Origin of the sequence: Embleya sp. NPDC020630 (assembly GCF_044334985.1) — a bacterium.
In the GTDB taxonomy this organism is placed as follows: domain Bacteria; phylum Actinomycetota; class Actinomycetes; order Streptomycetales; family Streptomycetaceae; genus Embleya.
On record NZ_JBIRUB010000001.1, the window covers coordinates 877528 to 899909 of the forward strand.

At 70.4% G+C, this 22382-nt stretch carries 20 protein-coding genes and 5 riboswitches; of the genes, 11 read left to right on the forward strand and 9 right to left on the reverse strand.

Going from position 1 to position 22382, the window contains the following annotated elements:
• The first annotated feature begins 491 nt into the window (after positions 1 to 491).
• Positions 492 to 1310, forward strand: coding sequence for a methyltransferase domain-containing protein (locus ACH4XV_RS03515; RefSeq protein ID WP_395786602.1), 819 nt, complete (start codon positions 492 to 494; stop codon positions 1308 to 1310).
• A gap of 184 nt (positions 1311 to 1494) precedes the next feature.
• Positions 1495 to 2103 (forward strand): AAA family ATPase, encoded by a 609-nt coding sequence (locus ACH4XV_RS03520; RefSeq protein ID WP_395786603.1) that lies wholly within the window; start codon positions 1495 to 1497, stop codon positions 2101 to 2103.
• 127 nt (positions 2104 to 2230) lie between these two features.
• On the opposite strand, the gene ACH4XV_RS03525 is transcribed toward ACH4XV_RS03520, so the two are convergent.
• On the reverse strand, positions 2231 to 3166 hold the full coding sequence (locus tag ACH4XV_RS03525; protein ID WP_395786604.1) for a TY-Chap domain-containing protein: 936 nt from the start codon (positions 3164 to 3166) through the stop codon (positions 2231 to 2233).
• Positions 3167 to 3663: 497 nt separating this feature from the next.
• On the opposite strand from ACH4XV_RS03525, the gene ACH4XV_RS03530 reads away from it, so the two are divergent.
• The 5 genes from ACH4XV_RS03530 to ACH4XV_RS03550 all read left to right on the forward strand — a co-directional run bounded on the left by ACH4XV_RS03530 (position 3664) and on the right by ACH4XV_RS03550 (position 6610).
• Positions 3664 to 4677, forward strand: coding sequence for a hypothetical protein (locus ACH4XV_RS03530; RefSeq protein ID WP_395786605.1), 1014 nt, complete (start codon positions 3664 to 3666; stop codon positions 4675 to 4677).
• 24 nt (positions 4678 to 4701) lie between these two features.
• Positions 4702 to 5232 carry an RICIN domain-containing protein gene (locus ACH4XV_RS03535; protein WP_395786606.1) on the forward strand — a complete coding sequence of 177 codons (531 nt, stop codon included), beginning with the start codon at positions 4702 to 4704 and terminating at the stop codon, positions 5230 to 5232.
• A gap of 128 nt (positions 5233 to 5360) precedes the next feature.
• The gene (locus ACH4XV_RS03540; RefSeq protein WP_395786607.1) at positions 5361 to 5519 is read left to right on the forward strand and encodes a hypothetical protein; all 159 of its coding nucleotides are present in this window, start codon (positions 5361 to 5363) and stop codon (positions 5517 to 5519) included.
• 286 nt (positions 5520 to 5805) lie between these two features.
• A complete protein-coding gene (locus ACH4XV_RS03545) occupies positions 5806 to 6042 on the forward strand; it encodes a helix-turn-helix transcriptional regulator (protein WP_395786608.1) in 237 nt (78 codons plus the stop codon).
• 112 nt (positions 6043 to 6154) lie between these two features.
• The gene (locus ACH4XV_RS03550; RefSeq protein ID WP_395786609.1) at positions 6155 to 6610 is read left to right on the forward strand and encodes a tyrosine-type recombinase/integrase; all 456 of its coding nucleotides are present in this window, start codon (positions 6155 to 6157) and stop codon (positions 6608 to 6610) included.
• 386 nt (positions 6611 to 6996) lie between these two features.
• Here ACH4XV_RS03550 and ACH4XV_RS03555 read toward each other — a convergent pair whose 3' ends face one another.
• The gene (locus tag ACH4XV_RS03555) at positions 6997 to 8094 is read right to left on the reverse strand and encodes a peptidase (protein ID WP_395786610.1); all 1098 of its coding nucleotides are present in this window, start codon (positions 8092 to 8094) and stop codon (positions 6997 to 6999) included.
• A gap of 129 nt (positions 8095 to 8223) precedes the next feature.
• Positions 8224 to 8359: riboswitch (cobalamin riboswitch) on the reverse strand.
• A 324-nt stretch (positions 8360 to 8683) separates the two neighbouring features.
• Positions 8684 to 8865: riboswitch (cobalamin riboswitch) on the forward strand.
• A gap of 46 nt (positions 8866 to 8911) precedes the next feature.
• Between ACH4XV_RS03555 and ACH4XV_RS03560 the strand changes: the two genes are divergently transcribed.
• Positions 8912 to 9499 carry a cob(I)yrinic acid a,c-diamide adenosyltransferase gene (locus ACH4XV_RS03560; protein WP_395787050.1) on the forward strand — a complete coding sequence of 196 codons (588 nt, stop codon included), beginning with the start codon at positions 8912 to 8914 and terminating at the stop codon, positions 9497 to 9499.
• 447 nt (positions 9500 to 9946) lie between these two features.
• On the opposite strand, the gene ACH4XV_RS03565 is transcribed toward ACH4XV_RS03560, so the two are convergent.
• From ACH4XV_RS03565 to metE, 6 genes are all read right to left on the reverse strand, one after another.
• Positions 9947 to 10846, reverse strand: a complete 900-nt coding sequence (locus ACH4XV_RS03565) for an ECF transporter S component (RefSeq protein ID WP_395786611.1) — start codon at positions 10844 to 10846, stop codon at positions 9947 to 9949.
• Complete coding sequence (locus tag ACH4XV_RS03570) at positions 10843 to 12543, reverse strand: ABC transporter ATP-binding protein (RefSeq protein WP_395786612.1); 1701 nt, start codon at positions 12541 to 12543, stop codon at positions 10843 to 10845. The genes ACH4XV_RS03565 and ACH4XV_RS03570 overlap by 4 nt, the downstream gene beginning before the upstream one ends.
• Positions 12540 to 13775 (reverse strand): CbiQ family ECF transporter T component, encoded by a 1236-nt coding sequence (locus tag ACH4XV_RS03575; RefSeq protein WP_395786613.1) that lies wholly within the window; start codon positions 13773 to 13775, stop codon positions 12540 to 12542. The genes ACH4XV_RS03570 and ACH4XV_RS03575 overlap by 4 nt, the downstream gene beginning before the upstream one ends.
• Entirely contained in the window at positions 13772 to 14812 is a 1041-nt protein-coding gene (locus ACH4XV_RS03580) for a hypothetical protein (RefSeq protein ID WP_395786614.1), read from the reverse strand. The genes ACH4XV_RS03575 and ACH4XV_RS03580 overlap by 4 nt, the downstream gene beginning before the upstream one ends.
• Positions 14809 to 16314, reverse strand: coding sequence for a prenyltransferase/squalene oxidase repeat-containing protein (locus tag ACH4XV_RS03585; RefSeq protein WP_395786615.1), 1506 nt, complete (start codon positions 16312 to 16314; stop codon positions 14809 to 14811). The genes ACH4XV_RS03580 and ACH4XV_RS03585 overlap by 4 nt, the downstream gene beginning before the upstream one ends.
• A 101-nt stretch (positions 16315 to 16415) precedes the next feature.
• Positions 16416 to 16547: riboswitch (cobalamin riboswitch) on the reverse strand.
• 178 nt (positions 16548 to 16725) lie between these two features.
• The gene (metE, locus tag ACH4XV_RS03590; protein ID WP_395786616.1) at positions 16726 to 19050 is read right to left on the reverse strand and encodes a 5-methyltetrahydropteroyltriglutamate--homocysteine S-methyltransferase; all 2325 of its coding nucleotides are present in this window, start codon (positions 19048 to 19050) and stop codon (positions 16726 to 16728) included.
• Positions 19051 to 19213: 163 nt separating this feature from the next.
• Positions 19214 to 19431, reverse strand: a riboswitch (cobalamin riboswitch).
• Between the two features lie 69 nt (positions 19432 to 19500).
• On the opposite strand from metE, the gene ACH4XV_RS03595 reads away from it, so the two are divergent.
• Both ACH4XV_RS03595 and ACH4XV_RS03600 read left to right on the forward strand, forming a co-directional pair.
• Positions 19501 to 19989 carry a winged helix-turn-helix domain-containing protein gene (locus tag ACH4XV_RS03595; RefSeq protein ID WP_395786617.1) on the forward strand — a complete coding sequence of 163 codons (489 nt, stop codon included), beginning with the start codon at positions 19501 to 19503 and terminating at the stop codon, positions 19987 to 19989.
• Positions 19986 to 20516: an IS630 family transposase gene (locus ACH4XV_RS03600; protein ID WP_395786618.1), complete on the forward strand. Its 531-nt coding sequence runs from the start codon at positions 19986 to 19988 to the stop codon at positions 20514 to 20516. The genes ACH4XV_RS03595 and ACH4XV_RS03600 overlap by 4 nt, the downstream gene beginning before the upstream one ends.
• Positions 20517 to 20773: 257 nt before the next feature.
• On the opposite strand, the gene ACH4XV_RS03605 is transcribed toward ACH4XV_RS03600, so the two are convergent.
• Positions 20774 to 21307, reverse strand: coding sequence for a flagellar hook-length control protein FliK (locus ACH4XV_RS03605; RefSeq protein WP_395786619.1), 534 nt, complete (start codon positions 21305 to 21307; stop codon positions 20774 to 20776).
• Between the two features lie 161 nt (positions 21308 to 21468).
• Positions 21469 to 21623, reverse strand: a riboswitch (cobalamin riboswitch).
• Between the two features lie 254 nt (positions 21624 to 21877).
• On the opposite strand from ACH4XV_RS03605, the gene ACH4XV_RS03610 reads away from it, so the two are divergent.
• Entirely contained in the window at positions 21878 to 22381 is a 504-nt protein-coding gene (locus ACH4XV_RS03610) for an NUDIX hydrolase (protein ID WP_395786620.1), read from the forward strand.
• Position 22382 lies beyond the last annotated feature (1 nt).

Consider the following 22382-nt stretch of genomic DNA (forward strand, 5'->3'; position numbering starts at 1 on the left):
CGGCCGATCCGTCGTGGGACCGTGCCGCCGGCAGGGGTTGCACTCGTGGTTCGGGCATGAGGGCTGCACGGCCGAGACGCCGCCTCCTTCGCGAGGTGCCGAAGGGGCTGAGGACCGGGCGCGGACGCGTCGCGTCCGGCCGCGCCACCACGCCGAGCAACTACACAGTAGCGGAACGTGTGGAGTGAATCGGGATAATCATGAATGAGCGATATCATGCTCACTGTAGGTGTACGATTCTGCGTTGAATGCCCTCAAGTCAGCACAAACCGACGAGGTTTGATGGGCCGGCTCGGCTCGGGTTGGGTCGGCGTGGGTCGGCTCTGCCGGCCTCGTCCGAGTCGTCATGCTTTGGACCCGGCCGCACGACCACTTGGTCCCGGCCACACGACCATCTGGTCCCGTACTCCTCGCCGCAGAGACCGGCGGGTCGCCGAACTCGCCGCGACCCGAGTGGAGTTCACGGGGCCCGGCCCCGATCCGGAGGCACCATGCACGCCACCACCACCTGGGACCCGCAGCAGCACCTGCGTCGGTCCGGCCCACGAACCCGCCCGTTCCACGACCTGCTCGCCCACGTCCCGGAGTTGCCCACCAGCCCCGCGCGCATCGTCGACCTCGGCTGCGGAAGCGGCGGACTGACGGCCGTGCTGGCAGAGCGTTGGCCCGACGCGCACATCACCGGACTCGACAACTCCGTCGAAGGGCTGGACGAGGCGGCGGCACACGCCGGGGAGACCGCGGGTGGCGGACACATCGACTTCGTCCATGCCGACATCGGCACCTGGTCCCCGGCCGAGCGCTTCGACCTGGTCATCTCGAACGCCGCGATCCAATGGGTACCGAACCAACCCGAGCACTTCGCCGGCTGGACACGGACACTTTCTCCGGGGGGTGTGTTCGCCTTTCAAGTCCCGGACAACGCCGGCTCACCCAGCCACGCCGTGTTCCGCGAACTGTGCACGAGCCGGCGCTGGCGCGACCGCCTCGGCGCGGTGGCGCGGCACATGTTCGAGGTCTACGACCCCGCCGAGTACGTGGACCACCTCGCCGCTCTGGGATTCACCGTCAACGCTTGGGAGACCAGCTACGCCCACGTTCTGCAAGGCGGGGATCCGTTCCAGGGCTGGATCAACGGAACGGGCATGCGTCCGGTGCTGAACGCGCTGGCGGACGACCCCGAAGCGGTCGGCGAGTTCCTCGCCTCCTACCGCGCCCGCCTCGGCGAGGCATACCCTGTCCGACCGTACGGCACGGTCTTCACATTCCGCCGCGTCTTCGCCGTCGCCCGGAGGGAAGCCGGCGCCTGACCGCGTTCGTGGCGTGCCGCACGGAAGAGCCGCTCCGTACGCAGCGAGGCGCAACGGCCCCACCGAGCAGGGGACATCGCGCCCGATCGGCCGGGATCCGGTGAACGCCGATCGGGGGCGCGCCCCTGCCGGCGCGCCATCACTACCCCCGATGACCACTACGACCTCCGAGGAAAGGACCGCGATGACCTCACCGAGGCTGGCCGTCGTGAGCGGCGGCCCAGGCACCGGCAAGACCACCTTGGCCCACGCCCTCGCCGGGGAACTCGGGTGCCCCGCGATCATCCGGGACGAGATCAAGCAGGGCCTGGTCATGTCCACCCCCGGCTACCGGAGCGGCGGTGACGACCCGCTCAACCGCCCGACGCTGGACGTGTTCTTCGGCGTACTGAAGGTGCTCCTCCAAGCCGGAGTGACGACCGTGGCCGAGGCCGCCTTCCAGGACCGACTGTGGCGCCCGAACCTGGAGCCGCTCGCGAACCTCGCCCACATCCGCGTCATCCGCTGCGTCACGCCTGCCGCGATCGCGCACGAACGCATCGTCCGGCGCGTCGAGGAGAACGCGCACCGAGCCGCGCACGGCGACCGAGACCTGCTCGACGCGATCGCGGCCGGAGAGCACTCCCTGGAGTCCTTCGTACCGATCGCGCTCGACATTCCCACCCTCACGGTGGACACCTCCGACGGCTGTACCCCGGCCGTCCCGGACATTGCCGCCTTCGTACGGGCAACCGCTCCGGACGGCTCCTCCGCGGACACGGACGGCCCGTCCGCCGCGCCCGCGGCACGATGATCGCCGGGCCGCCGACCCCACTGCACCAGGTTGCCCGGATACGGTGCCCGTCCCACGGGGACCGGCCGGCGGTCGCGTCGAGCGGTATACGCGTTGCCGGTCACGGCGTGGCGTCGCGGGTGCCCTGTTACGACGCGTCTTGGCGTAGGCCGAGTTCGGTGGGTACGTACGCGGGGTCGGTGTGAGGGCCGTTGCGGAACGCGTGGACGGTCAGGGCGGTCGGGGAGGGGATGCCCAGGGCGCGTGCGGCGGCGACGGCTTGGGCGGGGACGGTGCCGGCGCCCCAGTGCACGATCGGTACGCCGAGGGTCCACTCCGCGATTCCGGGCGCGCACTCCTGCGGCCGCCAGCCACTCGCGAACATGCGCCGGGCTCGTTCGGAGCCCGGGTTCGACGCGTCGGGCAGCTTGGCGGCGTCGAGTTCGGGGTCCATGACGCTGGTGTAGAGGGAACCCCCGTGCGGGCCGGTCATGAACTGCACGACCTCGCGGCCCGGACCGGCCATGACGACCGCCGAGTCGACGGCGAGCGTGGTCAGTACCCAGTCGAGGCGACGCTGTAGATCGTCCCACTCGGTGCACTCCGGCGCCCGGCCGATGGCGCTCGGACGATCGCCGAAGTCCTTCACGGAGTAGAGCTCGGTCGGGCCGTCGTCGTCCGCGCCGCGAACCACCACGTCCTCCGGAGGCAGGCGGAGAACGTCGCGGAGGGCCTCGACGACCGCACGTCCGCGCGCGCCGACCACCGAGGCGTCGCTGTACCAGCGCCAGGACAGCGACCAGACACGTTCCCGGACCGGCATGACCGAACTCGACGCGTGTCGCCACTCCGCTGCGGCCAGCAGCCGTTCCTGGTCCGCGGTGAGCGGGACGCCGTCGCCGGCCCGGATCTCGGCGACGACGAAGTCGTTGAGCCGTGTGAGCGTGACGGACGGACCCGCCTCGGGGGCACCGATACGGACCCGGGTGTTGTCGGGTTCGCCTTCGTCGCCCACGAGGAGGGCGACATACGGGATCCCGGCATGATTCGGACGCGACAGCGCGTCCCAGAGCGCGTGTTCCATGGCGGCAGTGTGCCAAGCCGGCCCGACAATCCACCGCCCCGCCGACGCCCACATCCACATCGTCGCCAACCCCGCCCGCGTTCTCTCCCTGCCCGCCCTCCGACGCCGCCTCGACTGGCTGGTCATCCTCCACCGGGGCAACGTATGAATTCGTTACCAGGAGAACCGGCTTCATTTGCGATAGAGCGGTACGCCGACCGACGAAACCCCCGGCATTCTCCGCGACATGGTCGGGTCCGGCGGCGTCGGGGGGCGGAAGTGGCATCTATGTCCGCGCGGTCGGCAGAAATATCATCACATCTGCCCAAAACGGGCAATCCGACGAGACGTTCGGTGACAGTCTGACAGCGCATCGTAACCCCGGTGGTTGGAGGGTGACTTGGGATGGTCACCCGTTCATCCGGGTTTCGTTGCGTTCGTGATGGGCCGGCTCGGCTCCCTCGCACGGTGGCAGCCGGCGTCAACAGAACCTCGCTTCATGCCTTTGAGAGGAACCCTTGGCCATCGGAACTCGGCTGCCACACGGTGTCGCCGCCATCAGAACCGCTCTGCTCGCCGCTCTGCTCGCAGCCGCCGCCGTTCCGCTGACGGCGTCCGACGCCGCGGCGGCGTCCCCCATCTGCATGAGCGGCACCTTCCAGTACGACTGCGATTCGGCCGAAGCCGGCACGGCCAAACCCACGATGACCAAGCCTGTCCGCAACGCGAACGTCCAGCTGTGGGGCAACGAGAAGTCCACCGACGACCCGCACCGGCTCACCGCCGAAGACCGGCACACGGGCCTCGACGGCAGCTTCGACAACCTCTGCTACACCCCCACCTCGACCAGCTCGATGAGCAGCGTCCGGGTGCGGTTCCAGACCGAGAACAGCAAGCTGTGGAAGGTCGGCAACGGAGCCGGTGATCCCTGCGCCTGGGACTCGCCCAACCTCCACGACGTCTCCACAGGCACCTCGATCGGCACCGTCAAGGCGTCCGCCCAGACCGCCCGGGACTGGCACGCCTTCGACACCGTCAACCTCCTGTGGTCGAAACGCAACAACCCCACCAGCGACTGCTGGTCCGCTCACGAAGCCAACAACAACGCCTGCACCGAACTCGACATCGCGTGGTCGGCCGACTCGAACTCCGGCCCGTACTACGACCTGGCCAACACCGTCCATCTCTCCGCGACCGACCCCGACTCCGAGCACACCGTGCTGCACGAGGCCGGCCACTTCTTCCTGCACCGCCTGTACGACGGATGGTGGCCGAACATCACCGACTGCAACCCGCACTTCATCGAGAAGGCCGGCTCCGGCAGCTGCGCCTGGACCGAGGGCTTCGCCGACTCCGCCGCCGCCTACCTCCTCGGCGACTACCGCTACGTATGGCCCAACGGCGCCGGCCGGAACTTCACCTACACCACCGGCCGGCACACCGGGGACCAGGTCCAAGGCAACGTGGACGGCTCGCTGCTCGACCTGTGGAACAACCTCGACGGCGGCTGGACCGCACCGTCGGTGTGCTGACCACACACACCCCCTCCACCTTCGGTGACTACTTCACGACCGGCCGGCCCACCGCCAACCCCCCCGCTCGCCACCACCGGCAGCGCGCTCACCTACCTGGCGGCCCACGCCATCAACTACGGCCCCACGATCGTGGGCGACGGCCGAACCCACGCCCTCACCGACGGTGGTGGTCTGGCCATGGAACGCACAGGCCAGTGCGGTGCCTCCGGCAGTGCCCCCGCCACCCTCGCCACCTACGACCCCGCAAGCAACAGGCAGCAGTGGACGCTGCGGGCAGAGGCGAACGGCACGGCGAAGCTCATCGACGGCTGCCCGGACCACCTCGTGCTCACCGCGCCCTACAACGCCGGCGACCAGGCCGTCCTACGGGCCGTCAATTCCTCCAACGCCTGGCAGGAATGGCAGGTCACCCGGAACGGCAGCGGCACCCTGACGATCACCAACCCGGCATCCGGATACACCCTCGACAGCGCCTCCGTCACCGTCGGCGCCAAGGTCACCACCAACCCCGCAGCCGGCACCACCACCCAGAACTGGGCCGCCCTCAACTGACAGCCGGCGGTTTACCGGTGCTCCTGCGGCCCACGCCGCAGGAGCACCGCCGCCTGAGGTGCGGCGTCATCGCAAGGCGCGGAAGATGAGTAGCCCAGCAGCCCGCGGACGCGTGCACCGCGCTGGGCTTGGAGATGCAGCGTGGGGTGCGGCTTGCGTTCGAGGACATCCGGACGCTGCGTGACCTGCGTGTGCGCGTGCGCGACCAGGGCTTGGAGCCGCCCGTTCTTCCCGCCGGGCTCGCCCACATCGACGACGACTCCGCGACGAAGACGGCCGGAACGTGAACGGCTCGACGTAGCAACGCCGTTACGGGGGTCACCCTGCAAGGGGCCTCGTGAGCCCGCGTCCACGGCGTTGCGGCGTGAGCAGGGAGATGCGGTAGGGCATCGCGACAAGAGTTCATGTGGCTCGACAAGTCCACGTCGGCCGACGACGTGAGCGATTGGCCGGAGCGATGTGCGGATGCGGGCGCCTCGAAAGCATGCATCGATAACTGGCTGATACAAGGAACGACATGTACTGACAGGGGTGGTGATGGTGCGTCATCTGCATCGGACGCGGGTTGGGCCGGTGAGTGCGGAGCGGGACATGGCCGGGGTGGGGATGTTGGAGGGTGGCTGGTACTCCACCGAGGAAGTGGCCGAGCTGCTGGGCGTTGATCCGTCGACCCTGCGGCGGTGGCGGACCGGGCGGCCGGTGCAGGGACCGCCGTTCGTGCCGTTGTCGGCGCGGACGACGGTGTACAGCGCCGCCGATGTGGAGGCGTGCTCGGCGGGGCGTCGGGTGGATCCGCAGGTGGCGGCTTGACCAAGCGTCGGGTGGTGCCGCCGGTGGGGGCGCAGTTCGCCGGCTGCACCGCTGCTCGCATCGGTGAGGTCTCCGGCGTGCGGGCCTGCGACATCGACACCAAGACCTGGATATGGAACCTCTGCCGCCAGACCACCACACCTCGCCCGCCGGGCTCGTGGACAAGGGCACCAAGGGCAAGCGGCGGCGGAAGGTGCCGATCATCCCGGAGATCCGACCGCTCGTGCTCCGCAGGATCGATTCGGTCGGCTCGGATCCGATGGCGCGCCTGTTCACCGGGCCGCGCGGCGGGCGGATCGCCACCGCCGTGCTCCGCGACGCGACGCACTGGGACGGGGTCGTCACCAAGCTCGGGTACGAGTACCTGCTGCGGCACGGATTGCGGCACACGGGGCTGACTTGGATGGCCGACGCGGGAGTTCCGGTGCACGTGCTGCGCAAGATCGCGGCGCACGGTTTGCTGACTACCACTCAGCGATATCGGCACCCGGATGTGCGCTCGATCACGAGCGCGGGAGAGGCCCTGGGCGTCTATCTCACGCCCGTCCCGGGGGAGTCTGGTCCATAACTTGTCCATGGACGCCTCGCCGCACTTCTCCCAACCGCCTGGTGGTCTGAACCAGCAAGAGGCGCCGACCTGGGCTTTTGCCTTGGTCGGCGCCCCTTGAACACCGTCGGGACGACAGGATTTGGATCTGCGACCCCTTGACCCCCAGTGCTCGAACGGGCTTTCTTGTTGTGCCCGTTGGTGCAGAAGCCTTGGGCTGGACGCCTTCCTGTCCGGGTGTCGTGGGGATTGTCGATGCCGCGTGATCCCCAATCCGTGAGAGGGCCGTGGGATAGGTGCTGTTGTCGCGACATGCTCGCCGCCTCGGGAGGAGGGGTCCCGGGGACCGACGCCCGCACTGTCGAGGCAGCGGCCACCGTGTCGACGGTGGCCGCTGCCTCGTCTGGTCAGGGTGTGGTGGGGCAGTGCAGTGTGGGGGCGTTCCGGTGAGCGCCCGCACTGCTCAGGTCGGCGAAGCCGGTGCCGGCCAGGCCGAGGACCGCCTGAGCGGTGGCCCTGGTGGCGGTGGCCGGGTTGTACCCGCCGGCGTCGTAGGCGATCGCGCCTCGCGTGGCCGTGGATGCCGAGCAACCGACCTGACGTTCGGTCAGGAAATGCCGGGCGGCCAGGCCCGGTATCACGCGCCAGGACGAGAGCAGGGCCTGGGCGGCCAGGCCGGTGCTGTTGGCGTTCGAGGTGGTGGCGCCCCCCGTACCGAAGCCGCCGTCGGAAAGCTGATGTGAGGCCAGCCAGTTCAGTCCGGCTGCCGCTTCCTGGTGGCGCCCGGTGGCGGCCAGCGCCTGCACGCTCATCGCGGTCGAGTCGGCGTCGCTGGTGCAGGTGGACAGACCGTAGTCGAGGGGGAATCCGCCGTCGGCGCAGTGTGCGTCTGCCAGGAAGTCCACCGCGGCGGCGGGGGCGCCGGCCGGAGTGCGGTCGAGCGCCAAGAGCGCGAGGGACTGGCTGAAGGCGTTGCTGTAGTCGCCCCACGGCGAGGTGTCGGTGAAGCGGCCGGAAGGCTTTTGCAACGAGCGCAGCCGGGCCGGGAGGTCCACGCCGCCGAACGAGGTGGGGTCGACACCGCGTACCTCGGCGGCGAGGAGGGTTTTGGCGGTGGCTCCGGCGTAGGCGTTGGTGGTGCCGTCGCCGATGTACCCGGACAGGATCTCCGGACGGGCGAGCCACGTGGTGGCCTTGGCCCCGTTGCCGTCGGCGACCCCGGCGGCGGCGAATGCGAAGATCGCGTCGATCGTCAAGCCCTGGTCGGGGTAGGTCACTCCGTCGAAGGTGGTCTCGAAGCGTTCTCCGTCGACGAGTTGCCGGGCCAACCATCCCGCCGCGGCCTGGGTGCGGTTGCCGGAGAGTACGGACACGTTTGCCGGGGGCGTCGTATCGGTCGTCGGCGGTGCCGCCGCGGCGGTGGACGGGATCAGGGCGGCCGTACCGGCGAGGGCCAGTCCGCCGAACAGCGCGGCGATCCGGCGTCCGGGTCGGGTGAGCGTCATCACAGTGCCTTTCCGGGCCCATGGCACGGCGGACCCGGGAGACCCGGCGGCCGAGCGGGCACACCGACGGCGGCACCGTCCCGACGCACGCGTCGCTGGGGCTCCGTCCCGCGGACCACGACGGGGATGGGAGACGAACACTCCGGCGGCGGGCATTCGGGCTCGCCGTCGGCAGGGACGGATCACCGCTGCGGGTCAGCGCCGGATTCACACCGGACTTCCCCCGTCGTCGGAGCTACTGCGGGTCGTCGCACAAGACGATCGAACAGATGAAGACGCCCGGAATCGGTACGTCGACTGCTCAGACCTGCAGATGCCGCACTCTACGGATCGCTCACTCCGGAAGGAACTCCCTTTCCGGCCAACAAGATCGCCGGCACATGAAGGGTGGATCCGGCACTGGGCCAAGACGCGCACGACGCGGAACCCGGTAATCCTTCTTGGGGCTTCGGTACCTGCCTGCACGCCGACCTGGGGTGCGACGGTCTCAGTACGCGCGACAGGTTGGTCGACACCGGGGCATGTCGAACGGGTCGGCGTCCGAAGCGGATGAGGCTCCGGGTCGGGTCTGGTTCCGGCGAGGGCCGCGTGTCATGCTGTGGCCTGCTGTGCGACGGCGAAGCCGAGGAAACCGGTGTGATTCCGGTGCGGTCCCGCCACTGTGATCGGGGAGCGACTCCCGTCAAGGCCACGGCCCCGCTTCGGGGTTGGAAGGCCGGGGGAAGTGTTGATCCGAGAGCCAGGAGACTCACGTCGTCGCCACCTCGACACAACCGGGGCGGATTTCCCCGAGAGAGGCCGGTGGTTCGCCGTGTCTGTGGTGCTGAGCCGTATCTACACTCGCACGGGCGACGCGGGCACGACCGCGTTGGGCGACAACTCCCGTGTCCGTAAGACCGATCCTCGGATCGTCGCCTATGCCGACACCGACGAGACCAACGCCGCCATCGGCGTGGCGCTCGCGCTGGGCTGCCTGGACGCGGAGTTGCGGAACGTCCTGGAAGGCATCCAGCACGACCTGTTCGACGTGGGCGCGGACCTGTGCGCTCCGATCCGCGACGGAGACGAACGCCTGCGGGTCCGAGACGAGGACGTATCGCGCCTCGAGCGCCTGTGCGACACGTTCAACGAACGGCTCCAGCCCTTGCGGTCGTTCGTACTGCCGGGCGGTACACCCGGTGCGGCGCTCCTGCACACGGCGCGGACGGCCGCACGCCGGGCGGAACGCTCGGCGTGGGCGCTGGTCGACACGGACACGGAGTTGTCCGGCGGCGAGGCGGCGACGGTGAACCCGGTGTGCGTCCGCTATCTGAACCGTTTGTCGGACCTGCTGTTCATTCTCGCGCGGTTGGCCAACGACGGCGGGCGCGGCGACGTGCCGTGGAGTCCCGGCCGCAACCGCTGACATCGCGCCGCCACCGTTCCGCCGGCGATATCCCACCGGTCCTCGACGGGCGTGGCGGCACGAACGACTCGCCCGGGAGCCAACCGAATTGCGTTCCCGGACTTGCCACCCGGCCGCCGCCGCGGCCGGGTGGCAAGGCTACGGTCGCGGTGACCGGATCCCGCGGCTTCGGCGCCGGCCGAAGGCTCCGAGGAGCTTTCCCCATGCGCTCCTGTGCGACCCTGCGCGGGCACTTGCCCCGCCGGTCGACCCCGACCATCTCCCTGTCGGCCGGCGTCGCCGACACACAACGCACATCCGACGCGCCCAGGCCGGACGCGCATCGCGGGGTTCCACGCCGATCGTCGAGACACGTTGCCTTACGAGGTGCTCCACAGGTTCATGAGCAGCTCGCGCCCGGGCGGCGGGCGCAAGGCAGAAGCGGTGGGGGCCACCTACGGAACGCAGCTATGGAGCGGGCTTCTTCCGCTTGATGGTGGTCGCGGTAGCGACCTGCGTAAGGCCGTTGTCGGCCGGGGCGGGTTCGAACACGATCGGTGCCTCGAACGCGGCCTTGCGGGATGCGCGCCGCAGGGCGGCCAGTACCGCCGGGCCGACGAGGACGATCGCGGCGCAGTTGGTGATGGCGCGGCCGGTGTCCCATCCGAAGGTCGAGGTGAGCACGGTGAACACGAAGAATCGGCGCAGGTTGTCGAGGATGCCGTCGCCGGGGACGAAGGCCGGGCCGACCATGGATTCGGAGTCGGCGAGGAACGGCCAGAACCACATGTTCATGAGGAACCCGAACGCGTAGGCGGCGAAGACGCCGTAGCAGGCGAGCATGACGATCTCGCGCCGCCCCCGGACGCGTCGGGGCAGCAGCCCCGCGCCGAGTCCGACCCAGGCCGAGGCCAGCATCTGAAACGGCAACCACGGGCCGACGCCGGCGGTCAGCAGGGCGGATGCGAACAGTGAGGTGCAGCCGAGTACGAACCCGAATCCAGGGCCGAACACTCGCCCGGCCAGGACGAGCATGAAGAACACCGTCTCGATCCCGGCGGTGCCGGCGCCCAGCGGACGCAGTGCCGCGTTGATCGCGGAGAGCACGCCGAGCATGGCCAGCGCCTTGGAGTCGAGCCCGCCACTGGTGAGTTCGGCCAGCACCACCGCGACCACGAACGGCAGCGTGACGGCGAAGATCAGCGGCGCGTCGCCCGAGTGCGCCGCCGATTCGGGGGAGGGGGAGGCGAACAGCGGCCACAGGAACATGGCCAGGCCCGCGATCGAGGCGATGGCGAGCACGATCGCGGTACGCGTGGTGATGCGAATCGCGTTGACGCGTTTGCGCGTGTCGGTGACGGTCGTCATCCGGTGGGCTCCCTGTCTGCGGCGGATGCGCGAACGTCGCGTGCGGTCGGGAAGCCGCTCTCGGAGGCGGACTCCCGGTCGCTGATGTCCGTATTCGCAAGGGAGTTGCCGACGTCGGTGACGGTCAGCCATTCGGCCGGCGCCAGGATCTTGGCCACCTGGGGTGCGAACGCGGGCGAGGAGACGACGACTTCGGCGGTCGGACCGTCGGCAACGATGTCGCCTTCGGCCATCACCACCACGCGGTCGGCGACCTGGGCGACGAATTCGACGTCGTGTGTGGCCAGTACGATCGCCCGCCCGGCGTCGGCGAGTTCGCGCACCACCCGGACGAATCGCCGCTTCGCGTGGTAGTCGAGGCCGCGCGTCGGTTCGTCCAGCAGCACCACCCGTGGCGCGGCGACCAGCTGGATGGCGAGTACCAGGGCGAGGCGCTGCCCCTCGGAGACGTCGCGCGGGTGCAGGGTGCCGTCGATCCCCGGCGCGATGCGATCGAGCAGCGCCCGGCACGCGCCGGCTTCGGCGCCGGATTCCCGGTCCGCCTCGGCGCATTCGGCGTCCACGGTCTCCAGGTAGAGCAGGTCGCCGGGAGTCTGCGGGACCAGACCGACCAGCGCGCGAGCCCGCTTCGGCTCGGCCCGGCCCGGATCGGTCCCCGCCACGTCCACGGTGCCGCCCTGGCGGGGACCGGAGCCTTGGAGGGCCCACAGCAGCGAGGATTTGCCGGAGCCGTTGCGGCCCATCAGGGCGGTGACCTGGCCGGCCGGCAACTCCAGGTCGAGGCCGCGTACGGCGATCACGTCGCCGTAGCGCACGATGATGCGCCGCGCGGTCAGCAGCGGGTCGGCCGAGGAGTGGGCCGATCGTGGTCCGGGCGGGGTACAGTCCGCCAACCGCGCCCGCAGCGGTGCCGCCAGCCGGCGGGCGTCGCGGACCGACAGCGGCAGCGGCGACCAGCCGGCGAGCCGCCCGAGTTCGACCACGGGCGGGGCGATGTCGCAGGTCTCCAGGATTTCGGCGGGCGCCCCGTCGCGCACGGTGCGGTCGCCGGGCAGGTGGACGAGCCGGTCGGCGTACTGCACGACCCGTTCCACGCGGTGTTCGGCGACGATCGCGGTGATCCCGAGGTCGTGCACGAGCCGGGTGATCGCGGCCAGGACGTCCTCGGCGGCGGTCGGGTCGAGTGCCGAGGTCGGCTCGTCCAGGACCAGTACACGGGGGTGCGCGGTCAACACCGAGCCGATCGCGACCCGCTGCTGCTGGCCGCCGGAGAGCGTGCGCAGCGGGCGATGGCGCAACTCGGCGATGCCGAGCAGGTCGAGGGTTTCCTCGACACGTTTGCGCATCACCGCCGAGGGGATGGCCAACTGCTCCATTCCGTAAGCGAGTTCTTCCTCCACGGTGTCGGTGACGAAGCCCGCGAGCGGGTCCTGACCGACCACGCCCACCAGGTGTGCGAACTCGCGCGGTGGCTGTGTCCGGGTTTCGATGCCGTCGACGCGCACGCTGCCGCGCAACGTGCCGCCCGTGAAGTGCGGGACCAGGCCGTTGATCGCTCCGAGCAGGGTGGACTTGCCCGCCCCGGTGCGGCCGACGACCAGACACAACTCCCCTTCGGGGATGGTCAATTGCACGTCGCGCAGGGCGGGTGCCGGTGCGTCGGCATAGGTGATGGTGACGTCGCGGAATTCGATCACCGGACGGACTTCTCCCTGATGGTGGTACCGGTACCGGCCGGACCCGCCTTCGGCGCGACGGCCGACGTATCGGGTGCGGGCACGGTGTCGCCGATGCGGGGTGTGGTGAGCGGAGGCGGCGGCGCCAGCCACGCGGGCAGCACGCCGACGAGCAGCGCGAGTACCGGGAGCGGGGCCAGTTCGGGCCAGGCGAGCGGGCTCAGCGACGGGTACAGGTTGCCCGCGTCGATCCGGCTGGTCAGGTAGAGCAGCGCGCCGGTGCCCAGACCACAGCCGGCGACCGCGAATTCGGCCGGGCGCCAGCGGTCGGGGAGATAGATGCTCCGGTTGATCCGCCGGCCGGTCAGTACGAAGCCGATGCCGGCGATCAAGAGGCCGCCGGGCAGCATGGTGGCGCCCAAGTAGCGGGGTGTGCTTCCGTCGAGGAGCGCGTAGACGCCGACGCATACGCCGATCAGCCCGACGAGGGTCAGCACGCCGGTCAACAGTCGGATCGCGCGTGGTAGATGCCGATTGCGGCCATATCCGCGCGAGTCCATCGCGGCAGCCAGAGCCAGTGAACGATCCAGCGCGTCCTGAAGGACCGGGATCGCGATCGACCGCAACGCCCGCATGCCCTTGTGCGCCCCGCCGCGCAGTCGGCGGGCCCTGCGCACGCGCTGTACGCTCTCGACCAACTGCGGCGCGACCGACAGCGCGACGACCACCGCCGCGCCCACCTCGTACAGCGCCGCCGGCACCGCCTTGAGCATGCGCTTGGGACTGGCCAGCGCGTTCGCCGCACCCAGGCACACGATCATCGTGGCCAGCCGCAACCCGTCGTAGAACCCGCCCAGGACGTGTTCGAGCGCCACCGGTCCGAACAGGTGGATACCCGCCGCCCACGCGGGCAGCGGGATCTCCGGCAGGTCGACGAGCACATGCCCGCTCGCCGCGCCCGCGCCGAAGACGATCCGGAACAGCACCCGCATCACGATGATGAACAACCCAAGGAACAGGTACATCCGAAACGCCAGGGCCCACGGGGCGTCGCCGCGCCGGTTGGCGACGACGAACCCGGCCACCGCCAGGAGCAACGCGAGCAGCAGCGGGTTGGTGGTTCGGCTGGCGGCGGTGGCCAGCCCCAGGGCCCACAACCACCACGCACCGGGGTGCACGGTGCGGGGCAGCCGGCCGCCGCCGCGGCGGAATGCCGCGGCGGTCGGCGACGGTTTCGGGTGGGGCACGTTCATCCCGATCCGTCGGCGCGCGTCCGGCGGCGCCACGTGGTGAACCCGGCTGCCGCACAGATGGCAACGAGCAGGGCGATGCCGACGATGGTCGTGGTCGGGATGCCGTCCCGCTTCTTCGTGGCCAACTCCTCGCCGCCGGTCCAGGTCTGGCCCTGCGGGGTGACGCCGGAGGGTTGCACGGACGGCGCGGCCGAGGCGGGCTCGGGCGCCGCGGACTCGGTCGGGGCGGTGGAGGCCACCTCGCTCGCCGGAGCAGCCGGCGGGGGTGCGGACTCCATCGGATTGCCGGAGACGCCGGGCCCGGGGGCCAGGGGGTCGATACCCGAGGCGGCGGTCCCGCCGACCCCGTTCGAGCCGGACCCGGTCGAGGCGGTGTCGCCTGCGGTTCCGGCCGGTTTGCCTCCCGATCCCGCCGACGTCGTGCCGTTGCCGGAGTTGCCTCCGTTGCCGGCCGGCGGTTGCGGGTTGTTCGTCCTGGGCGGCGGGTCCTGGGTGGCGGGCGTGGTCGGGCGTGACGGGGCCACGCGCGGCGAGGGGTTGGTGGTCTCGGTCTTGTTCTTGGAGAACGACCAGCCCTCGAAGCTGCCCGGCGGCGGTTTGCGGTTCATCACGCCCCACTGGCTGTACGTCCACGAACCGCCGTTGGGGGAGTGCCAGTACGACCAGTAGGCGCTCGCCGGCGGCGTGTCGATGCATGCCTCGGAGTTGGCTCCCGGCTTGCCCTCGATCCGGCAGATGAAGGACTCGCCCCAGCGGGCAACGCCGGCGATCTCGATGCCGGCGTTCTTGAGCGCGGCGTGCCCGGTGGCCTGATCGCCTCGTGCGCAGCGCACGATGGTCGTGCCGCCCAGCTCCTGGAAGTCGATCACGACCGTCACGCCGTTGCCGTCCGGGCAGTATCCGGGCGTGCCCTTGGAGGTGTCGACCGCGCGTGCGGTCGGTGCGGCGACGGTGAGCTGGGCGGTGGCGGGCAGGGCGAACAGGGCCAGGGCGGCGACCAGGCGGGCCATTCGGCCTCTGCGGCCGAGGCGCCTCACGTGTGCTGTCCGTTCTTGCGGCGCGCACCCGCGCGGACGGCGAAGCCGGTGCCGACCAGGCCGACCGCGAGCAGCACCAGGCCGCCGATCTCCGCACCGGTGCGGGCGAGACTGCCACCGCCCCCATTCGCGGTGCCGCCACCGCCGGAGGTGCTTCCGCCGCCGGATACGGAGCCGCCTGTGCCGGCCTGGTTCGTGTTCGTCGCGGACGCGGACGAAGACGCGGAGATCGACGCGCTCGCGGTCTGGGTGAGCGAGGTGGTGGGCGTTGCCGACGTCGATGGGCTCGCGGACTCGGTGTGGGTGGCCGAGCCGGTGGGCGCGGGAGTGTCGGAACGGGTCGGCGCGGGAGTGCTCGTGGCGGTCCCGGTCGGTTCGGTCGGCGCCTTGCCCAGGTTGCCGAGCGGGACGCCCGCGAGCACGAGCAGGGCCTGCGGGGTCGCGCGGCGCCACTGGTCGCGCTGGAAGTCGGGGATACCCTCCGCCCGAGCCGAGGTCAGCGCCTCCTCGTTGTAGGCGATGGTGCCGACGTCCTTGGTCGCGGCCCCGGCGTTGTCCGTGGTGATCTGGTGCTTGGCCACCCACGCGGCGGCCTTGTCCGCCTCTGTCGAGTAGCCGGCCGCGTACAGGGCCTGCCCGGCCAGGCCGGTGCTGTTGGTGTTCGAGGCCGCCGTGGGACCCGAACCCCCGAACGAACCGTCCGCTTGCTGCCGCGACTTCAGCCAGTCCGCACCCTTCTTCGCGGCCGCCGCAGCGCCGGTCGACCCGCTCTCCGCCGCCGCGGACAGCAGTGCCTGCACGGCCATCCCGGTGGAGTCCGGGTCGAGGACGGTGGTCGGGGTGTCCTGGCAGACCGGCCCGGTGCTGCCCAGTTGGCCCGGGAACAGTCGGAAGCCGCCGCTGGGGCACTGCTGCTTGATCAGGAAGTCCACCGCACTCTGCGGCACTCCGCCGCTGCGGGCCAGGCCAAGGACGGCGAGCGACTGCCCGAAGGCGTTGCCGGAGTCCGGGCTGCCGGTGAGCTTGTCCCGGACCCGACCGACGTCGTCGCCCGCGTCCGCGCCGGCGACCAGATCGAGGGTCTCCGCCCGCATGTCCAGCCCGCCGAACGCGGCCGGGTCGCGGCCGGCCACGACCGAGGCGAACAACACCTTCGCGGTCGCGCCGGCGATCCGCGAGCCGGGCATGCCCCACTCCTCGGCGCTGTTGTACTTGCGGATGTTGGCCGCCACGGCGTCGGTCGCGGCCTTGAGCGCCGCGGGCTCCGAACGGGTGGCCGCCAGCGCCATGACGGTGTCGATGGTCAGGCCCCAGTCCGAACCGGAGAACCCGGGTATCCCCCCGTCGACCAGCTCCCCGGCCTGCCACTTCGCCGCCGAGGCGGCCTGCGTGGCATACGGGTTCGCGGCGTCGGCCGACGCGGAGAAGACAGGGGAGGCCGCTACCAGGATCGCGCCGCAGACCGCGACCGCGCCGGTCTTTCGCACAGTGAGCCAGGACATCGGTGGAACCCTTCCGGGACCGACGCGTCCCGGGGCTCGCCCACGACACGACGCCGGTCGGGCGGTCCGGGCTTCAGCGTGTAGTCCACGACAGCTGGAGCCGAAAAAATTCGTACGCACCCAGGTATTCCGACTCGCGGCGGCCTCGCGGCCACCGCCTACGGTTGCGGGTCAGCGCCGGATTTCGACCGGCTTCCCCTGGGTTTCGAACTATGTAGTTGGAGTGCCGATATGGCTCGGCGTGCGGAGCCTACGGAACATTCCGGTCGTCGGACAATACGAGGAGTGCGGAATCCGCCGTGCCCCTTGTCACGATGACGAACGCCACGGATCGGAATAGGCGGCAGGGGCGGTCACGTCGCGGGCGGTCGCCGGGGCGAGCACGTGTGTTCCCGCCCCGGCGAACTCGGGTCAGGAGGCCGTGTTCGGCAGCGTCGCGCGCACCTCCCGGGCCGCCGCGACCAGATTCTCCAGCGAGGTGCGGACCTCGGGCCGGCCACGGGTCTTGAGGCCGCAGTCGGGGTTGACCCAAAGACGTTCGGCGGGGATCGCGGCAAGTCCCTTGCGGAGCAGGTCCACCACCTCGTCCGCGCTCGGGACGCGCGGGGAGTGGATGTCGTACACGCCGGGTCCGGCCTCGCGCGGGTAGCCGTGGGCGGCGAGTTCGCCGGCGACCTGCATGTGCGAGCGGGCCGCCTTCAGGCTGATCACGTCGGCGTCGAGGTCGTCGATGGCCTGCACGATGTCGCCGAACTCGGCGTAGCACATGTGGGTGTGGATCTGGGTTGCCGCGCGTACGCCGGACGTGCTCAGGCGGAATGCCTCGGTGGCCCAGGCCAGGTATTCGGCGTGGTCCACGGCGCGCAGCGGCAGCGTTTCGCGCAACGCGGGTTCGTCCACCTGGATGATCGAACTCCCGGCCGCCTCGAGGTCGTTGACTTCGTCGCGCAGCGCGAGCGCGACCTGTCGGGCGGTGTCGCCGAGCGGTTGGTCGTCGCGGACGAAGGACCAGGCGAGCATGGTCACCGGTCCGGTCAGCATGCCCTTGACGGGTCGGTCGGACAACGACTGGGCGAACGCGGTCCAGCGCACGGTCATCGGGTCGGGGCGGGAGATGTCGCCGGCCAGGATCGGCGGGCGCACGTACCGGGTGCCGTAGGACTGGACCCAGCCGTGCCGGGTGGCGACGTACCCGGTGAGCTGTTCGGCGAAGTACTGCACCATGTCGTTGCGTTCGGCCTCGCCGTGGACGAGGACGTCGATACCGGCCTTTTCCTGGAAGGAGATCACGTCGCGGATCTCGGCCTCGATGCGCTCCTCGTACCCAACGCCGTCGATGCGTCCCGCGCGCAGGTCGGCGCGGGCGGCGCGCAGCTCGGCGGTCTGCGGGAAGGAGCCGATGGTGGTCGTGGGCAGCAACGGCAGCCCCAGATGCGCGCGTTGGACCTCGGCCCGTTGGGCGTACGGCTTGCCGCGGCGCGCGTCGGTGTCGGTGACCGCGGCGGCGCGGGCGCGCACGGCGGGGTCGTGGGTGAGCGCGGACGCCTTGCGTGCGGCCAGGTCGGCCCGGTTGGCGGCGAGGTGGGTCGCAATGGTGTCGGTGCCTCGAGCGAGGCCGCTGGCCAGGGTGACGATCTCCTCGGTCTTCTGGCGGGCGAACGCGAGCCACCGGGCGATCTGCGGGTCGATGTCGCGTTCGGCGTCGGCGTCCAGCGGCACGTGCAACAACGAGCAGGAGGCGGCGACATCGACGCGGTCGGCCAAGCCCAGCTGTATGCCGAGGGTCGTCAGGGACTTGCCGAGGTCGTTGATCCACACGTTGCGGCCGTCCACGACACCGGCGACCAGACGTTTGCCGGGCAGCCCGCCGACGGCGGCCAACGCGTCCAGGTTGGCGGCGGCGGAGCCGGTGAAGTCCAGTGCCAGGCCCTCGATCGGGGCTTTGGCCAGAATCGGCAGCGCCTCGCCGAGGCGGTCGAAGTACGAGGCCACGAGGAGCTTGGGCCGATCGGTCAGTTTGCCGAGGTCGCGGTAGACGCGGGCGGCGGCGCCCAGTTCGGCGAAGCTGCGATCCTGCACCAGCGCCGGTTCGTCGAGTTGCACCCACTCGGCCCCGGCGGTGCGCAGGTCGGCGAGCAACCGCGCGTACGCCGGAAGGAGCCGGTCCAGCAGGGTCAGCGGCTGGAAGTCGGCCGCGACCCCCGGCGCGGGCTTGGCCAGCAGGAGGTAGGTGAGCGGGCCCACCAGCACCGGTCGGGCGGTCAGGCCCAGCGCGACGGCCTCCCGGAACTCGGCCACCTGCTTGACGGAGTTCGCCTCGAAGACGGTGTCCGGCCCGAGTTCGGGGACGAGGTAGTGATAGTTCGTGTCGAACCACTTGGTCATCTCGAGCGGCGCGACGTCCTGCGTGCCGCGGGCCATGGCGAAGTAGCCGTCCAGGGCGTCGGCTTCGACGGCGGCGCGATGCCGGGCCGGGATCGCGCCCACGGCGACGGTGGTATCGAGGACGTGGTCGTACAGCGAGAAGTCGCCGGTGGGCACCTCGTGGATGCCGGCCTCGGCGAGGCGCCGCCAGTTGGCCAGGCGCAGTTCGGCCGAGGTGTCCCGAAGCGCCTGCGCATCGGTGCGGCCGGCCCAGTAGCCCTCGACGACCTTCTTCAGTTCCCGGTTCGGGCCCTGACGGGGATAGCCGTACACGGTGGCGCGGGCTGCCGCGGCTGCGGTCTTGGTGGTCACGGAACTCTCCTTCGCGAGCCTGTCGACAAGATCCCGGAGACGGATCGCAGGCACGAAGGGATGGCAAACCACACGGGCCACGTCGGCGTATTCGCGCGCACATACGTGTCCCACCGGTTGTCCGCCGACCCGCCCACGAGGTCACCGAGCTCTCCGTGCGCTGCGACAGCGCACGGGCAGTGGCAGGTCTTCGGACTCGCGGGCACATCCACCGAGGGCGGACACCTACTGGCCGTCGCTTCCCGGACCGAAACGGGTCCAGTGCTGTTGACGGCGGTCGTTCCCACTCACCGCTGCGGGGCAGTCCCGGATTCGCACCGGGTTCCCTCTTGCGACGCGCCTACCCGGATGGCAGGGCGAACCGACTGCGTGCGACAGCTTACTGACGTTTCCGGGTCCGATTGACGGTGTGTCAAATGTGGGCATACCCGCTGTATGGGGAGCTCGGGGATGACCCCGGTGGAGCGGGAGCGCCGGGAGAGGTTGCGGTTGCGGGCGGCTGGTTGGTTCGCGGAGGGTGTGTCGCAGGCGGAGGTGGCGCGTCGGTCGGGTGTGTCGCCGCAGGCGGTGTCGGTGTGGCATCGCGCGTGGGTGGACGGTGGGGCGGACGCGTTGCGGTCGGCCGGCCCGCCGGGTGCCCACCGGCGGGTGTCGGACGAGGGCTTCGCCGAGGTGGCGGCGGTGTTGGAGGCAGGTCCGGAGGCGGCCGGGTTCACCGGGCAGCTCTGGACGCTCGCGCGGGTCGGGCGGGTGATCACGCAGGTCACCGGGGTGGTCTACGCGTCCCCGTCGAGCGTGTGGCGGCTGTTGAAGGCCCACGGTTGGTCGCGGCAGCGGCCCGCCCGGCGTGCGTTGGAACGAGACGAGGAGGCGGTGACGACCTGGAGGAGCACGGTGTGGCCTCAGGTAAAACCACCGCAAAGAGGACGGATGCGGTGATCGTCTTCGCGGACGAGACCGCGCTGTCGCTGCTGCCTCCGGTCCGCGCGACGTGGGCTCCGCGGGGCCGCACCCCGATCCTGCGGGTGCGGATGGGGAAACGGCCGAAGACCTCGCTGGTCGGCTGGTGCTGTTACCCACCGAACGGGCTGCCGAAGTTCCTGTACCGCATGGTGCCGGGCTCGGTCACCGACCGGGAGCTGATCCGCCAACTCCCGGACATACACAGGACTTTCGATCGACCCATCGTTCTGGTGTGGGACAACCTCGGCAGTCATCGCAGCCGCCGGATGCGCGCCTTCGCCGACCGCGTCGACTGGCTCACCCTGGTCTTCCTGCCACCGTACTCTCCCGACCTCAACCCGGTGGAAGGCAGTTGGGCGCACCTGAAGAGCGGGCCCCTGGCCAACCTCGGCGCCCGCACCCTCGACGAGCTCGTCACCGTCGCACGCCAAGGGCTGCGGGACATCCAACATCGCCCCGCACTCCTCAACGGCTTCCTCGCAGCAACCGCCCTGACGCGATGAACACCAACAACCGGATCCGCAAAGCTCAGTAGACGCACAAGAGGCACCCGGGGGAGCCCGGTGCACGCGCCTGACGGCGAGAGTACGTTCGAAGACGTGGACGCAGCCGGCGTCGCTGCGATCGAGTCGGTCCTCGTGGCGCGTTGCCGCGTTCGTCCCGGTCGGCGTGCCCCCTCGGGCGGTGATCCTGTCGGAACGAACGCGGTCGCGACACCAAGGACGAGGCTGCCTCGGAGACTTCGGCGGTTCGTCCGGTGCTACGGGCGCGTCGGGGCCACGCGCGGCGGCGGGTTGGTGCTCGTCGTCTTGTCCTTGGAGAACGACCAGCCCTCGAAGCTGCCCAGCGGAGGCTTGCGGGCGCTCGCGCCCCACGAACTGTAGGTCCACGTGCCGTTGTTGGGCGCGTGCCAATAGGACCAGTAGGCGGATGCCGGCGGGGTGTTGACGCACGGTTCGGTGTCCACGCCGGGCTTGCCCTCGATCCGGCAGATGAACGCCTCTCCCCAGCGGTTGGTGCCCTGGATCTGGAAGCCGGCGTTCTTCAGCGCGGCCAAGCCCGTTGCCTGGTCGCCGGGCGCACAGCGGGTGAGCGTGGCCCCGCCGAGCTCCTGGAAGTCGACGATCACGGTGACGCCGTTGGCGTCCGGGCAGACGCCGGCGGAGCCCTTGGTGGGATCGATGGCGTAGGCGGCCGGGGCGTTCACGGTGATCTGGGCGGTGGCGGGCAGTACAAGCAGCGCGAGCGCCCCGACCAGCCGACCTGTTCGAGCCTTGTTTCCACGAATCTTCACACGCGGATCCCTTCGTGCGACGGGCGTCGGCACGAGCGGCGAGAGCGACGCCGACCGGGCCGAGCGATGTTCCTCTCGGGACCGCGCACCCCCGGTATCCACCGACAAGACATCGCCGGACGTGAAATCCGGGCCTCAGCATGCAGTCCACGACAGCTGGAGCCTTCAACTCGTACGAATCCAGGTGTTCCGACTCGCGGTGGCCTGCCGGTCACCGCCTACGGTTGCGGGTCAGCGCCGGACTTCGACCGGCTTCCCCTGGACTTCGAACTATGCGGTTGTCGCCGACCTGAAGAGAGCCGGCTTGCGGAGCGTACGAGATGCCCTGTTCACCGGACAACGGGTCAGACGATGGATCCGCGATGTCGTTCATCACCTTCTCGGGTGCTCAACGCTGGCTTGCACAAAGGCGGTTACGGTCAGCCGGGCCGCACTGGGCCCCACGACAGGGGACCTGGGGAGCACGGCCGGTAGGCGTCCTGTCCTCGAGGCCGAGCCCGCGAGTCCGAAGACGGATGGCGGCTGCCCCAACCACCGGCGAGCCGGCGGCCTTCACGTACGGTCCGAGGCATGACCACAGGAGATCCGAAGGCCCCCAAACCCCGAGTGCAGTTGGTCATCGGCATCGTCCGCCGAGACGACGAGATCCTGCTTGTGCGGGAGAGTCTCGGCACCGGCGGCGAGATGCTCTGGTCGCTTCCCGGCGGCGGGGTCGAGGACGGCGAACTCATGCACGAAGCTCTCCGGCGCGAGTTGCGGGAGGAGACCGGGCTGCTCGTGGGAGACCCGGTGCGTACCGCGTTCCTCTTGCACATCGATTCCGAACGGCACCCATCGGCGTTTGCCGCCGCCTTCGAGATCGACCAGTGGTCGGGGAACATCACGCCAGGGGACAACGACATCGAACAAGCGGCCTTCTTCCCCTTGCCCAACGCCTTGAAGCTGCTCGGCGAGTTGGACAGCGCGATCCAGCGCGAACCCATCGTCGGCTACCTGTCCGGAGCCGTCGCGCCGGGGACCACCTGGCTGTACCGCAGCCGGGGTGACGAAGAAACGCTTGTCGCCCGCTGGTGAT